General features: G+C 70.6%; 12 protein-coding genes. 8 read left to right on the forward strand and 4 right to left on the reverse strand.

Translation table 11 applies throughout. The annotated features are described in order from the left end of the window. The first annotated feature begins 7 nt into the window (after positions 1-7). From JF543_RS04300 to JF543_RS04315, 4 genes are all read left to right on the forward strand, one after another. Positions 8-592 (forward strand): GNAT family N-acetyltransferase, encoded by a 585-nt coding sequence (locus JF543_RS04300; RefSeq protein ID WP_206550541.1) that lies wholly within the window; start codon positions 8-10, stop codon positions 590-592. Further along, positions 589-1,404 carry a PaaX family transcriptional regulator gene (locus JF543_RS04305; protein WP_206822814.1) on the forward strand — a complete coding sequence of 272 codons (816 nt, stop codon included), beginning with the start codon at positions 589-591 and terminating at the stop codon, positions 1,402-1,404. The genes JF543_RS04300 and JF543_RS04305 overlap by 4 nt, the downstream gene beginning before the upstream one ends. A gap of 81 nt (positions 1,405-1,485) precedes the next feature. Further along, positions 1,486-2,289, forward strand: a complete 804-nt coding sequence (locus JF543_RS04310; RefSeq protein ID WP_431522682.1) for an ABC transporter ATP-binding protein — start codon at positions 1,486-1,488, stop codon at positions 2,287-2,289. Then, positions 2,286-3,020, forward strand: coding sequence for an ABC transporter permease (locus tag JF543_RS04315; RefSeq protein WP_206822815.1), 735 nt, complete (start codon positions 2,286-2,288; stop codon positions 3,018-3,020). Before JF543_RS04310 ends, JF543_RS04315 begins: the two co-directional genes overlap by 4 nt. A gap of 6 nt (positions 3,021-3,026) precedes the next feature. Here the strand turns inward: JF543_RS04315 and JF543_RS04320 are convergent, their stop codons facing one another. Genes JF543_RS04320 through JF543_RS04330 form a run of 3 tightly spaced genes read right to left on the reverse strand, consistent with a single transcriptional unit; the run spans position 3,027 to position 7,910 of the window. Further along, the gene (locus JF543_RS04320) at positions 3,027-4,682 is read right to left on the reverse strand and encodes an alpha/beta hydrolase (protein WP_206822816.1); all 1,656 of its coding nucleotides are present in this window, start codon (positions 4,680-4,682) and stop codon (positions 3,027-3,029) included. A 31-nt stretch (positions 4,683-4,713) separates the two neighbouring features. Further along, the gene (gene hrpB / locus JF543_RS04325; protein ID WP_206822817.1) at positions 4,714-7,263 is read right to left on the reverse strand and encodes an ATP-dependent helicase HrpB; all 2,550 of its coding nucleotides are present in this window, start codon (positions 7,261-7,263) and stop codon (positions 4,714-4,716) included. Next, positions 7,257-7,910 (reverse strand): metal ABC transporter ATP-binding protein, encoded by a 654-nt coding sequence (locus JF543_RS04330; RefSeq protein WP_206822818.1) that lies wholly within the window; start codon positions 7,908-7,910, stop codon positions 7,257-7,259. Before JF543_RS04330 ends, hrpB begins: the two co-directional genes overlap by 7 nt. Before the next feature lie 54 nt (positions 7,911-7,964). On the opposite strand from JF543_RS04330, the gene aztB reads away from it, so the two are divergent. From aztB to aztD, 4 genes are read left to right on the forward strand one after another with little or no spacing between them, the layout of a single operon-like run. Next, on the forward strand, positions 7,965-8,855 hold the full coding sequence (gene aztB, locus JF543_RS04335) for a zinc ABC transporter permease AztB (RefSeq protein WP_206822819.1): 891 nt from the start codon (positions 7,965-7,967) through the stop codon (positions 8,853-8,855). Continuing rightward, the gene (locus JF543_RS04340; protein ID WP_206822820.1) at positions 8,852-10,069 is read left to right on the forward strand and encodes an ABC transporter; all 1,218 of its coding nucleotides are present in this window, start codon (positions 8,852-8,854) and stop codon (positions 10,067-10,069) included. The genes aztB and JF543_RS04340 overlap by 4 nt, the downstream gene beginning before the upstream one ends. 5 nt (positions 10,070-10,074) lie before the next feature. After that, positions 10,075-10,995 (forward strand): zinc ABC transporter substrate-binding protein AztC, encoded by a 921-nt coding sequence (aztC, locus tag JF543_RS04345; protein WP_206824218.1) that lies wholly within the window; start codon positions 10,075-10,077, stop codon positions 10,993-10,995. 49 nt (positions 10,996-11,044) lie between these two features. Continuing rightward, positions 11,045-12,250 (forward strand): zinc metallochaperone AztD, encoded by a 1,206-nt coding sequence (aztD, locus tag JF543_RS04350; protein ID WP_206822821.1) that lies wholly within the window; start codon positions 11,045-11,047, stop codon positions 12,248-12,250. A gap of 96 nt (positions 12,251-12,346) precedes the next feature. Here aztD and JF543_RS04355 read toward each other — a convergent pair whose 3' ends face one another. Continuing rightward, positions 12,347-13,981 (reverse strand): SPFH domain-containing protein, encoded by a 1,635-nt coding sequence (locus JF543_RS04355; RefSeq protein WP_206822822.1) that lies wholly within the window; start codon positions 13,979-13,981, stop codon positions 12,347-12,349. Positions 13,982-14,092: the final 111 nt, after the last annotated feature.

Here is a 14,092-nt window from a genome sequence, read left to right on the forward strand (position 1 = left end):
TCTTGGCATGGACGTGCAGATCTCACGCGGTTTCACACCCGACGAGCGCGCCGAGGTAGGGCGCCTGTACTGGGAGGCCTTCGGTGCGAAGCTCATCGCGGCCTTTCCCGACGAGGCGACCGGTTCGGCGCTGATCACCGCGGGCCTGCAGCCCGAACATGTTCTGGTGGCCCGGGCCGACGGCGACGTCGTCGGCGTCTGCGGCTTCAATGAGGATGGCAGCGGGGCCGTCGACATGAGCTGGGCGCACCTGCGCACCCGGCTCTCGCGCACCCGCTCGGTTTGGGCGGCGATCGTGCTGACGATCCTGGCGCGCGGCGAGCAGTCGGGCGTGCTGGTACTCGACGGCATCTGCGTGAACGCCGACCGGCGCGGACTCGGCATCGGTTCGGGTCTGCTGTCGGCGGCTGCCCTGGTCGCAGCCGAACGCGGCGATTCGCACGTGCAGCTATCGGTGATCTCGACGAACCCGCGTGCCGAAGCGCTGTACCGCCGTTCCGGGTTCGAGACCACCGACTACGGTTCGCTGGGCCCGCTGCGTCACCTGTTCGGGTTCGACCGGTACTCCACGATGCGCCGGGCACTCGCATGAGCACACCCGCGCTGGCCATCAGTCCGCGTACGGTCATCGAGGCGTTCCTGCCGCAGCAGGGCGCCGCATCGATGCGCGAGATCCTCGACACCGCCAATGCCGTGGGCCTCGACGACCATCCCGTGCGATTGGCCGTGCGCCGACTGATCGCCGCGGGAGAGGTGACCCAGACCGGTCGCGGTCGGCACGGTGAGATCCACCTGACAGAGAGCGGACGCCGGCGTCTCGCGGGCGATCGGCTCGCCCTCGGTCTCGCCTTCGCACAGGACGACGGACGGATGCCCTGGGATGGCCGCTGGCACCTGATCTCGGTGACCGTCCCCGAGACCCGGCGGGCCCTGCGCGACGGGCTGCGTCGCTCTCTGCGTGAGCTGGGGGCAGCACCGCTCTCGACCAGTCTCTACGTCAGCGCGCACGACCTCGCTGATCTCGCTACCCCCGACCTGCCTGAGCACCTCGTGCTGGCGGTGGCCACCGAGCTGAATGTGCACGGGGTCACCGACTCCCGTGAGATCGCGGCGCTGTTGTGGCCGGCCGCGCCGGTGCTCGCCGGATATGCGGCGATGGACGAGGTGCTGCGCTGGGCGCAGCAGCATCCGCTCGGTACGGAACAGGATGCCGTCGTTGTGCAGCTCTTCCTCGCGGAGGCCCTGGAGCAGGCCATGCGCGTCGACCCCTTGCTGCCGCCCGAACTGCGCCAAGACGCGTGGATGCCGGCGGACGCCCGCCACACGTGGCGGCGGTGCTGGGAGCGCGCGGGCGCCGCGTTGCCCGGCGATGTGCTCTACCGCGGGTGGCTCGTGGCCGACTGAGCAGAGGTCTTCGTGGCGGATGCCCGCACCCGTGCGTATGACCGCTTGACGTGCCCGCCGCGGGGGAGGAGAGTTCTGCTCGTGGCGGGTGACACGCACGATGCGGTGATCATCGACGGGCTGCAGGTCCGCCGAGGCGGTCGCATGGTGCTCGACGGCCTGTCACTGCACATCCCCGCCGGCCAGGTGATCGGTCTGCTCGGGCCCTCGGGGTGTGGCAAGACCACCCTGATGCGATCGATCGTCGGCGTGCAGCGTGTGCGCGGCGGCACAGTGCGGGTGCTCGGTGAGTCGGCTGGTGCCGTCGGCCTGCGTCATCGCGTCGCGTACGGCACCCAGGATGCCGCGGTGTACGGAGACCTCGCCGTGCGCGAGAACCTGCGCTACTTCGCCGCAGTGCTCGGCCTGCCCTCGGCCGATGTCGACCGGGTGATCGACGAGGTGGGGCTGACCGAACAGGCGGGGCGCGCGGTGGATGCCCTCAGCGGCGGACAGGTGAACCGGGTTTCGTTGGGGATCGCGCTGCTGGGGTCTCCCCAACTCGTCGTACTCGACGAGCCGACCGTCGGACTCGACCCGGTGCTTCGGGTCGAGCTGTGGGAGCTGTTCCGCCGGATTGCGTCGGGTGGCACGACCATGCTCGTCTCGAGCCACGTGATGGATGAGGCGTTGCGCTGCGATCGTCTGCTATTGATGCGAGAGGGGCGCATCATCGCCGATACGACGCCCCAGCAGCTGCGCGACGAGACCGGCGAGTCCGATCCCGAGGCTGCGTTCCTCGCGATCATCGAACGCGACCTCGCCGCGGCGCGGCAGGCTGACGACGGGCATCCCGAGACGCGTCGCGAACGGCGCCTGCGTCAACAGGGTGAGGAGGACGCATGAACCCGCGTCGCACCCTCGCCACCACCGGTCGGGTCCTGAACCAACTGCGGCACGACCCGCGATCCATCGCGCTCATGCTCGTCGCGCCGAGCCTGCTGGTGGGCCTGTTCGCCTGGCTCTTCGTCGATCAGACCGGCGTCTTCGATGTGTTCGGCGGGGCGATCCTGGCGCTGTTCCCGTTCACCGTGATGTTCCTCGTCACCTCGGTGACGACGCTGCGCGAGCGGCGGTCGGGCACGCTTGAACGGCTCATGACGACGCCGCTGGGCAAGGGCGACTTCATCATCGGATACGCGCTGGCGTTCGGGTTGATGGCGGTGCTGCAGGCCACGATCACGGTGCTGTTCGCCGTCTACATGTGCGGTCTCGAGGTGAATGGTCCGCTGTGGCAGCTCGGCGCCGTCGCGGTGGTCGACGCGGTGCTCGGCACCTCGTTGGGGCTTCTGGCCAGTGCGTTCGCGCAGACCGAGTTCCAGGCGGTGCAGTTCATGCCGCTTCTGGTGTTTCCACAGATCATCCTCGGCGGGCTGTTCATGCCGCGCGATCAGATGCCCGACGTGCTGTATGCGATCTCGGACTGGCTGCCCCTGAGTCACGCGATCGACGCGATGGGCGCGGTCACCCGCGGTGATGAGGGATGGGACGTCGGCGGGCCGTTGCTGATCGTCGTCGCGTTCACCGTCGCGTTCCTCGTTCTCGCGCCGTTCACGCTGCGGCGGCGCACCGACTGACGACCGCTACTCGGTGTACGACGAGATCGGCGCGTATGTCTCGATCTCTGCCTGGATGCGCTCGATCGCCTCGGGCGACAGCGCGGCATCGCCGGTCACCTGACGCCATCCCGTGACGACGACATCGCCGTAGTTGTGGCCGTGCTGGGCCGGTACGGCCTCGCCGCCCAGCATGTCCACGGTCACCTGCAGGCCGGTCACGACCGGGATCCACCGCATCGATGCGCTCACATCCGAGCTGCGCTGAGCGGACTCGAGCCATTCCGGTGAACGGAACAGCAGCTCGGGCGAGAGCCAGGTCACCGGATCGTTCGCATGCTGCAGGTAGAGCACCCGTGGCTGCTCCCACGGGCCCGTCAGCAGGTCCTCGTCGCCGGCACGCGACATCCAGCGCACCTCACGGCCGGCGTCGAGCACCGGCTGCCAAGCGGGGCTGTCGGCATCGCGCGCGGCCTGCAGCGAACGCCACAGCGATGAGCCATTCGGGCTGCCGACGAACATCGCGGCGTCGGTGCGCGCGCGCACGTCTTCGAGGTCGGCGAAGACCGCCTGGCTGCCGTGCGCGCCGAGGCTCAGGCCGTACGAGACCAGCAGCGGGCGCTCATCGACCGGCAGCTGCAGCCACCGCTGCTCGACGGCCTCGAACAGCGCCCGGGCGGCTCCGACGGGGGCATCCGGGTCGAAGACGAACGAGACCCAGCTGGGAGTGTAGGCGTACTGCATGGCCGCGATCGCGGTGTCGCCGCCGTGCAGGTACTCCAGCGCGTCGACGGTCTGCGGTTCCAGCCAACCCGAACCGGTGGCCGTCGCGACCACGAGCACCGACCGCTCGAAGGCGCCCGTGCGTTCGAGCTCGGCGACGACCAGGTCGGCGCGCTCCTCGATGGACGGCGCGGACTCGAGCCCCGCATAGACGCGGATGGGCTCGAGAGCGGGCGCTCCGGTGAGCTGGGTGATCTCGGCCGCGGTCGGACCGCCGCCGACGAAGTTCGCGCCGTGCCGGCCGAGTGACTCCCACGCGATCGACGAGGCCTCGCCGGCCGAGTGGAAGTCGGAGGTGGGCTCGGCGACCTCGGCGTCGGGCAGGGCGTTTCGTGCGAGGTAGATGCGATCGACGCCCACCACGGCGGCGAAGACGAGACCACCGACCACAGCGACGACGACGATCGCAGACGCGGCGGTGGCGAGCACGGCACCGATGCGCCGCCGCAGGTGGCCGAACATGCTCGCGGTCGCCTTGCCCGCGGCGAGCAGCAGCACCGCCAGCAGCAGGAACGAGAGCAGGAATCCGGTGACGTTGACCCCGTCGAGTGGTGGCATCGCGACCAGGCCGCGTACGTCGTTCTGCCAGTCGAGGGCCAGGGCCGAGAGGCCGAGGATCGCGGCCACCCAGATCGCGGCGTACACGAACCACCACCCCGGACGGAACGGCGGCACCGTGCCGCCGCGCCACAGCAACCGGCGCACGAGCGCCCAGACCACGGCCCCGAGCAGGTATCCCACGGCGAACGAGATGCCGGCCAGCGCGCCCTGCAGCACGGCGGGGCGCGGCAGCAGCGACGGGGTGATCGACAGCACGGCGAACGCGAGCCCCACGAGGGATCCGGCGGGGTCGAGCGCCCACCAGTGGCGGGTTCTCGTCTGCGTGGAGCGCGACGTCATCGTTGTCCTGCTTCCTTGGTTCTGTTGGCTCTTAGTTCTGTTCGCGCGCGGCGCGCGCTTTCGTGTGCCGGGTGGCGGTCGCGGCCCAGGGGTCCTCGGGCCACGGATGCTTCGGATACCGCCCGCGCATCTCGGCGCGCACCTGCGTGTAGGGGCCCGACCAGAACGACGCCAGGTCGGCGGTGACGGCGAGCGGCCGTCCGGCCGGTGACAGCAAGTGAAACAGTACCGGCACGCGGCCGTCGATCAGGCGCGGGGTCTCGGCCCAGCCGAAGCATTCCTGCAGCTTCACCGCCACCACGGGAGGAGCGTCGATGTCGTCGACGGCCGGGTAATCGATGCGGATGCGCGACCCGCTGGGCACCGTCAGGCGTTCGGGCACGAGGTCGTCGAAGGCGGTGGCGGCCGGCCACGGCAGCAGACGGCGCACGGCCGGTGCGAGATCGATCCGATCGGCGGGAGTGCCGGTGGCGAGAGCATCGAGCTCGGGGCCGAGCCAGTCGTCGAGACCCGCGACGAGGGCGTCGTCGGTCATGGCGGGCCAGGGTGCGCCCAGCGTTCGGTGCAGCAGCGCGAGGCGACGGCGCAGGCCGTCGGCCGCCTCCGACCAACGGAACAGCCCCAGTCCCTGTGCTTTCAGCGCCCGCGCTATGGCCTCGCGCGCCTCGACCAGAGATGGGCGCACCGGCACCGACGAGCGCACGATGGCGCCGACGCGCTGTTCGCGCCGCGCCGTCAGACGCCCCTCGACGAACTGCGCCTCGACGCGGTCGGTCAGCAGGTGATCGGCGGCCCGCTCCACCTGCTGCTCGGTGAGCACCGCGGCGGTACGGATGACGGCGCCCGACCCCGCGGCGGTGCGGCCCGTGGCGCGGGTTACTTCGGCGACCGCGAGCCACTCGGCGTGCGCCAGCGATCCCCGTACCCCGGCCCGCGTGCCCGACGCCAGCAGGAACGTCGCGCCGTCGGCCGATCGGTCCACCCGTCGGGCGATGCGATCGGGAAAGGCGAGCGCGACGACCAGCCCGATGTCGTCGGTGCGGCCGGTGTGCTCGGTGTGCGGGGCGTGGCGCAGCATCCGCTCCACTTCCTGCGACCAGCGCCGGGCATCGGGGCCGCCGCGGCGCAGGCCGACGATCGCGGCGGCGATGTCGGCATCGGGCATTCGAGTGTCTCCCCCGAGCAGCGCGACTACTTCGGCCGCCAGCCGCGCGCCCGTCAGGGCGCTGCCCTCATGCAGAGCCCTGGCCAGGCGCGGGTCGGCGGGCACGCGCGCGAGAGCGCGTCCGGTCTCGGTGACCCGGCCGTCCTCGTCGATCGCGCCGAGGCCGTGCAGCACGGTCGTCGCGTCGCGCAGACTATCGGCCGGCAGCGGATCGATCAGGCGCAGACCGGCCCCGCCGGGCGAGCCCCAGCAGGCGAGCAGCAGGGCAGCATCGGCGAGGTCGGTCGCGGCGATCTCGGGGGCGTCGCGCAGCGGCGCTGCAGCATAGGTGCGCTCGTCGACGCAGCGGATGACGGTGCCCGCGCCCTGACGGGTCGCACGGCCGGCACGCTGCACGGACGCCGCGCGCGACGCGGCCGTCGTCACGAGGCCGGTCATGCCGCGTGCCGCATCGCGCTGTGGGCGCCGGGCCAGTCCGCTGTCGATCACGAGCCGCACGCCGGGAACCGTGAGCGAGGATTCGGCCAGCGATGTCGTCACGATGAGTCGCCGGGGTTCGTGCGCCGCGCGTCCGCGGATCACGGCGTCCTGCTCGGCGGCACGGATCTGCCCGTGCAACTCGCGCACGTCGATGTGGGGAGCATCGTGCCGCAGACGGCGCGCGACCTCGCCGACCTCCCACGCGCCGGGCAGAAAGACGAGGGCATCCGCGGCAGGATCGTCCAGCTCTCGCACCGCGGATGCCGCCGTGCCGGCGACATGATCGAGGAATGCCCGGGTGACACCGCGCTCATCGAGCCGCGGTGACGGACTCGGCGCCCAGCGCTCGGTCAACGGGTGGGCCGGCAACGTGTGCTCCACCACGGGCGCCGGTGCCTGATCGGTACCCAGCACGGTGGCGAGCCGATCGGCATCGAGCGTCGCCGACATGGCGATCACGACGAGGTCGTCGCGCAGCTCGCGAACCTCACCCAACAGGCCGACGAGCAGATCAGTCTCCAGACCCCGCTCGTGCACCTCGTCGAGCACGACGGCATCGACGCCTTCGAGGCCCGGGTCATCCAGCATCCGCCGCAGCAGCACTCCGGCGGTGACGAACTCGATGCGCGTGGACGGGCCGACCGCGCGCTCGCCGCGGACGGTGAACCCCACGCGCTCGCCGAGCGGCGACCCGTCGAGGCGGGCGAGGCGCCGCGCCGCAGCGCGGGCGGCCACGCGGCGCGGCTGCGTGACGATGATGCGACCGGGGGAGCGGGATGCCAGCAGCGGAGGCACCAGCGTCGTCTTGCCCGTGCCGGGCGGGGCGGTGATGACCACCGCCGTGGAGCGCGCCAGCGCGGCTTCGACGTCAGCGAGTGCGGCGGCGAAGGAGAGGCCGTCGCCGATGCGGGCCAGGTCGAATGTCGCGTTCACCACCCATCAAGTGTGGCCTGTTCGGGCACGAGTGTGCCGCGGTCGAGCAGGATCACCCGATCGGCGGAGGCGATGGCCGCGTCGTGGTGGGTCACGCAGGCGACGGCTGCGCCGCGGGCGGCTTCTTCGGCGAGGATCTGCTGCGTGCGGTCGATGCTCTCGCGGTCGAGGCCCGCGGCGGGCTCGTCGAGCAGCAGGATGTCGGGGCGGCGCACGATGCCCTGGGCGAGGAACACGCGTTGGCGCTGCCCGCCCGACAGCGCGGTGAGCGGGCGCGAGGCATGGTCGGCCATGCCGACGCGGCCGAGGGCGTCGGCTATCGCCGCGCGCCGGGTGGACGCGCTCATGCGTGTACCGCGCTTCCAGGTGCCGATGGCCACGGTATCGGCGGCGGTGAGAGGGAGCGACGGGGGCGCTGTGGGGCGCTGCACGGCGAGCGCGAGATCGCCGTGGCGGATCACCCGTCCGCTGCTCGGCGTGCGCGTGCCGGCGAGGATCTCGAGCAGCGTCGTTTTGCCGGCCCCGTTGGCTCCGGCGATCGCCACCACCTCACCGTGGAAGAGCTGCGCCGAGACGTCGTGCAGCACGTCTTCGCGGTCGTAGGCGAAGCAGATCGAGTGCGCGGCGAGGGCGGTGTCGGTCGGGGCCATGACGCTCACTGTAGCAATTGATAATCATTCTCATTCTCATGTACGGTGTGACGCGTGCTCATCCTCACCGACCCGCTCAGCTCTGCCTTTCTGGTGCGCGCCCTCATCGGCGGCGCCCTCGTGGCCGTGATCTGCGGCGTGGTCGGCACCTGGGTGGTCATTCGGGGCATGGCGTTTCTCGGCGAGGCGATCGGCCACGGCATGCTGCCCGGCGTAGCACTGGCGACCGTGCTCGGTCTGCCCGTCCTGCTGGGTGCGGCGGTCAGCGCCGTCGCGATGAGCGCCGCCATCGGTCTGCTGCAGCGCCGCGGGCGCCTGTCGTACGACACCAGCATCGGACTGCTGTTCGTGGCCATGCTGTCGCTCGGCGTCATCATCGTGTCGCACTCGCGCAGCTTCGCCACCGACGCCACCGCGTTGCTGTTCGGCGACATCCTGGCGATCGGCACCGCCGACATCACCGGACTCGCGATCGCCCTGGTCATCACCGTCACGGTCGCTGTCGTGCTGCACCGTTCCTTCGTCGCGACGGGCTTCGATCCGCGCATCGCCGCCAGCCTGGGGTTGCGGCCGCAGTTCGCCCACGTCGCCCTGGTCGGACTGATCACGCTCGCCGTCGTCGCCTCGTACCAGGCCGTCGGCACGCTGCTCGTCGTCGCGCTGCTGCTCGCACCCGCTGTCGCCGCGCGCGCGTGGACAACCCGCATCCCCGCCACCATGGCGCTCGCCGCCGTTGCGGGCACCGTCGCCGTGGTGCTCGGGCTACTCGCGTCCTGGTACTTCGGCACATCCGCCGGTGCCTCGATCGCGGGAGCGGCGATCGTGCTCGCGGCACTGTCATCGGGCATCCGATCGCTCGTAAGCCGTCCTACCCGTCACGCCCTCCCGAACCGTCACACCGTTCCGACTACTCACGCCCTTCCGACTCCGCAAAGGACCGCATGAAGATCCGCAGACCCGTCGCCGCCCTGCCGGCGCTGCTCGCCGTCACGATCGTGACCGCGTGCGCGTCGCCGACGACCGGCGCCGCCTCCGACACGACCGCTCCGGATGCCGGGAACTCGGCCGGACACGGCGAGATCGCCGGCGCCGCCGAGGTTGCCGAGGCGCCGCTGGCGCTGCTGTCGGTCGACCGGGACGGCGGTGTGGGGATGCTTGATCTCGCCTCTGACGAGAGCGTCGACCTGGGGCGCATCCCGCTGGCGGGTGGCGCGGCGCTGACCGCACTGGCCAGCGACGGGCGCTACGGCTTCGTCAGCACCGGCGATGGACTGCAGATCATCGACAGCGGGCGATGGAGCTGGCATCACGGAGATCACTTCCACTTCTACCTGGCTGAACCGCGCATCCTCGGCGACGTGCCGGGAGAGGGGCCGGCGACCGTCAGCACGGGCCTGCTGTCGACCGCGGGCACGACGGGGGTGTTCTTCGCCGGATCCGGCGAGGGCGTGCTGCTCGACAACGAGGCGCTGTCCGACGGCGAGATCGTCGAACTCTTCCGCATCGACACCGGTGCGAACGACGGGCTGGTCGCGCCCCTCGGGCCGGGCGCCGCGGTGGCGGTCGGCGACCGCATCGACGTCCTCGACGCATCCGGCGCGACGGTCGGCTCGTCGGAGCCGTGCGTCGCCGCGTCGGGCGCGGTCACCACGACCGTCGGCCTGGTCATCGGCTGCGCCGACGGCGCCGTGCTGGTCACCGTCGACGACGCGCAGGCATCGTTCGAGCGCATTCCATACCCGGGCGACGTGACCGCCGAGCGGGCGACGACTCTCGACGGACGCAAGGGGCGCACCGCCGTCGCGGGCGCGGCCGGAGACGACGGCTTCTGGTTGCTCGATGCGCGCGAACGCGCCTGGGAGTTCGTTGCCACTGACGCCGCGCTCGTGCACGTCAGCGCCGTCGACGACGAGGCCGAACACGTCGTCGGCGTCGATCGGGATGGTCGGGTGCACGTACACAGCGCGGAAGGCGTCGTCGTGACCGATCCGGTGGTGACCGGCGCGGTCGGCTCGCTGACGGTCGACGCGCGGCGGGCATACCTCAACGATCCCGAAGACGGTGTCGTGATCGAGATCGACTTCGCCGACGCGGGGCGCGTCGCGCGCGTGCTGTCGACGCCGACTCGCCCCTGGCTGATGGCGGAGGTGGGGCGATGAAGCGGATGCGACGGCCCGCACTGGTCGCCGCGGTTGCTCTGGTTGCTCTTGTCGGCGGTGGTCTGGTCGGATGCGCTCCCGCCACGGCCGGGTCCGACCGCCCGCAGGTCATCGTCACCACGAACATCCTCGGCGATGTCGTCGAGAACCTCGTGGGCGACGAAGCGCAGGTGACGACGCTGATGAGGCCGAACGCCGACCCGCACTCCTTCGAGATCTCGGTGCAGCAGGGCGCGCAGCTCGACGCCGCCGACCTGGTGATCTCCAACGGGCTCGGCCTCGAAGAAGGCCTGCAGCAACACCTCGACCGCGTCGCCGAGAGCGGCGTGACCCAGGTCGTCGCGGGGGAGCACATCTCGGTGCTCGACTACACCGACACGGATGCCGGAGGCGCGCCCGACCCCCACTTCTGGACAGACCCCGCGCGCATGCTCGACGTCGTCGACGCCATCGAGGCGGCGCTGATCGGCATCGACGGCGTCGATGCGTCGCAGATCACCGCCAACGGCGAGGCGTACCGCGACGAGCTGGAAGCTCTCGATGCCGAGATGACCGAAGCGTTCACGGCGATCCCCGTCGAGCGACGCGCGCTGGTCACCAACCATCACGTCTTCGGATACCTCGCCGAGCGCTTCGACTTCCGCGTCGTCGGTGCGGTGATCCCCGGCGGCAGCACGCTCGCCGCGCCCAGCGCCGCAGACCTGCGCGAACTGGCATCCGCCATCGACGAAGCGGGCGTTCCCACGATCTTCGCCGAGTCCTCGCAACCCGACCGCCTCGTTCAGGTGCTCGCGGCCGAGGCGGGCGTCGAGGTGGCGGTCATCGAACTGTTCACCGAATCGCTGACCGAGCCCGACGGCGAGGCCGGCACCTACCTGACCATGATGCGCGCCAACACCACGCGCATCGCCCACGGGCTGGGCTGACGCCCGCCCCTGTCCCGCCCCGTCCCGGGGCATGCACCGAGAGGAACACATGAAGAAGTACACCAGAACGGGAGCGGCCGTCGCGGCGCTCGCCGGCGTCTCGCTGCTCGTCGCCGCCTGCGCGAGTCCCGCGGATGCCGGTGATGCGGCGGCACCGGCATCCGACTCCGCCGGACACGAGCACTCCGACGGCCGGGTGGCGGTGGCGTTCGAGGGCGGCGTCGCCGTGCTCGACGCCGAGACGCTCGAGGTGATCGAGGAGTTCGAGACCGAGGAGTTCATCCGGCTGAACCCGTTCGGCGACGGCCGCACAGTCGCCGTCACCACGTCGGAGGGGTTCCAGCTGCTCGACACGGCGACCCCCCGGCTGACCGACTTCGTCTTCCCGGCGACCGCGCCCGGGCACGTGGTGCCGCACGAGGGGCGCACGGCGCTGTACGACGACGGCACCGGCACGACGACGATCCTCGACACGGATGCGTTCGCGGACGGCTACGACGTGCAGCCCGAAACCTCGACGTACGTCGCCGATGACGCGCACCACGGCGTCTCGATCGTGCTCGAAGATGGCCTGCTGCTGACCACGGTCGGCGATGAGACGTCGCGCAGCGGAGCGGTCGCGCTGCATCCGCACGATGACCACTGGCACGACGAGGCGACGAGCGACCAGTGCCCGGGCATCCACGGTGAGGGCACGGCACAGGACGAAGCCGTCGTGTTCGGGTGCGAGAACGGCGCGCTGTTGTTCGTCGATGAGGAGTTCGTGAAGCTCGACTCTCCTGATGAGTTCGGACGCGTGGGAAACATGTTCGTCTCAGAGACCAGCCCGATCGCCGTCGGAGACTACAAGAATGATCCGGATGCCGAGGGTTACCTGCTCGATGCGGTGACGCTGATCGACACCGCCGCGCGCACGCTTGACGTTGTCGAGCTGCCCGACGAGGTGCGGTACACGTTCCGCGATATCGCGCGTGGTCCGGGTGACCTTGCCTACATCCTCTCTGCCGATGGGCAGATCCACGTGCTCGACCCGGAGTCGGGTGAGCTGACCGCCGCGTACCCCGTGGTCGCGCCGTGGGAGAGCCCCGCGCAGTGGCAGGAGGCCCACCCGGCGATCAAGGTGCACGGTGACATCGCGTACGTCACCGAGCCGGCCGCTGATGCGGTGCACGCAGTCGACCTCACCTCTGGTGACGTGATCGCTACGGTCACGTTGGGGCACACCCCCAACGAGATCGCGCTCGCCATCGGCTGAGGGGCTTCGCGCGGCTGAGCGGCTTCACTCGGCTGACGAAGCAGGAACCGGCGGAGGGGGCTGTGCCCCTCCGCCGGTTCTGTGTGTGTGGACGCGTCAGTCGGCGTCGGTGTGCTCTGCGTTCTCCGCCGTGGCGGGGGCCGTGGCGGATGCTGCGGTGCGCTGCTTTGCCGGCTGCTTCGCGGGCTGCCCGGTCGGGTCGGCCGGGGCGGGCTGCGCCATGCCCGAGCCGATGCCGCGGCCGACGGCCTGGCCCTGGATGATGGCGGCCAGGTCGAGACCGGTGGCGGCGTTGACGCTGTCGAAGACGGCGCGCATCGCCTTGGCGTTGTCGCCGCCGATGACGTCGGATGCCCCGTCGTCGCCGCTGCCGCCGATGATCGACACGTTGCCGATCGCGGAGTAGCCCTTGGCGAACTCCGACATGATCGCCGGGAGCACGTCGAGCACGCGCTGCGACAGGAAGGCTTCCTGGTTGGAGGCGATCGCGTTCGCCTCGGCCTCGACGGCGGCCGCGCGGGCCTCACCCTCGGCACGGATGGCTTCTGCTTCGGCGTGGGAGCGCAGGCGGCGGGCCTCGGCTTCGGCTTCCGCCTGTGCGCGCAGCGCGTTGGCGTCACCGGCGGCCTTCGCTTCGGCGGCGGCGGCTTCACCGGCCGCGCGGGCGCGGTCGGCTTCTGCCTGCTGCTCGGCGATGCGGGTGCGCGCCTCGGCCTGCTTGATCTGTTCGATCGCGGCGGCCTCGGCAGACTTCTCACGGGTGAACAGGTCGGCCTGCGCGCGGGTTTCGGCCTCGTAGCGCTGCGCGTCGGCGACGCGCTTGACGTCGGCGTCGAGCTGAGCCTGTCGGTTCTCGGCCTGCTGCTGCAGGACGGCCTGCTCGGCCTGGGCGCGGGCGAGGTGCTCGGCCTGCTCGGCTTCGGCGCGGGCGCGGCCGATGCCGGCGTTGGCGTTTGCCGTGTTGGTGTCGAGCGCGGTCTGCTCGATCAGGTTCGCCTCTTCGTTGGCGATGTGCTTCTGGTTGATCGCGCGGTCGGCGTTGGTCTGCGAGATCTCGGCGGCCTGACGCTTGGCCTGGATCTCGGGGGCACCGAGTGACTGGATGTAGCCGACGGCGTCAGTGATGCCCTTGATCTGGAACGAGTCGAGGATGAGTCCCTGCTCGGCGAGCTCGTGCGAGACGTCGGAGGCGATCTGGTCGGAGAACTTCTTGCGCTCGCGCATGAGCTCGACGACCGACAGGGTGGCGACGATGCCGCGCAGGGCACCTTCGAGCTGTTCGGTGGTGAACTGCTCGATCGCTTTGTCCTGCGATGCGAAGCGCTCGGCGGCGCGGCGCACGTACAGCGGGTCGGAGCCGATCTTGACGATGGCGACGCCGTCGACGTTGAGCGTGACGCTGTCGAGCGACTGCGCCTCGGCGTTGAGTGACACCTGGCGTGAGCGCAGCGAGATGATCTCGTGGCGCTGCGTGATCGGGTTGACCAGCGACTTGCCGTTGACGATCACGGTGACCGGCGATTCGGCGAGTTCGGAACTGGTCGAGCCGTCCGGGTTGATGAGGGCGCGCTGCACCTTCTGTTTGCGACCCGAGATGACGAGCGCCTCGTCGGCCCGCGCCACCTTGATCCAGCTGCGTGCGAACAGCAGCATGATCAGTAGGACGACGATGGCGGCGACGACGGCGATGCCGATGATCAATAGGATGCCGACGATTCCGGCGATCTCCATGGTTTCTCCCTAATGGTTGCGTTCCCCTCGAAGGCAACCCCCACACACCTTGCCAGAGCCGGGCGCAGTACTCGACCCCCAATAGTTGTCACGCGTAACTGGTGCGCACTC

Source organism: Microbacterium esteraromaticum, assembly GCF_017303215.1.
GTDB lineage: Bacteria > Actinomycetota > Actinomycetes > Actinomycetales > Microbacteriaceae > Microbacterium > Microbacterium esteraromaticum_C.

Bases quoted from the DNA above. Each gene is read 5' to 3' on its own strand.
- JF543_RS04300 (WP_206550541.1), top strand. From the start codon at position 8: ATGGACGTGCAGATCTCACGCGGTTTCACACCCGACGAGCGCGCCGAG.
- JF543_RS04305 (WP_206822814.1), top strand. From the start codon at position 589: ATGAGCACACCCGCGCTGGCCATCAGTCCGCGTACGGTCATCGAGGCG.
- JF543_RS04315 (WP_206822815.1), top strand. From the start codon at position 2,286: ATGAACCCGCGTCGCACCCTCGCCACCACCGGTCGGGTCCTGAACCAA.
- JF543_RS04320 (WP_206822816.1), bottom strand. From the start codon at position 4,682: ATGACGTCGCGCTCCACGCAGACGAGAACCCGCCACTGGTGGGCGCTC.
- JF543_RS04330 (WP_206822818.1), bottom strand. From the start codon at position 7,910: ATGGCCCCGACCGACACCGCCCTCGCCGCGCACTCGATCTGCTTCGCC.
- JF543_RS04340 (WP_206822820.1), top strand. From the start codon at position 8,852: ATGAAGATCCGCAGACCCGTCGCCGCCCTGCCGGCGCTGCTCGCCGTC.
- aztC (WP_206824218.1), top strand. From the start codon at position 10,075: ATGCGACGGCCCGCACTGGTCGCCGCGGTTGCTCTGGTTGCTCTTGTC.
- aztD (WP_206822821.1), top strand. From the start codon at position 11,045: ATGAAGAAGTACACCAGAACGGGAGCGGCCGTCGCGGCGCTCGCCGGC.
- JF543_RS04355 (WP_206822822.1), bottom strand. From the start codon at position 13,981: ATGGAGATCGCCGGAATCGTCGGCATCCTATTGATCATCGGCATCGCC.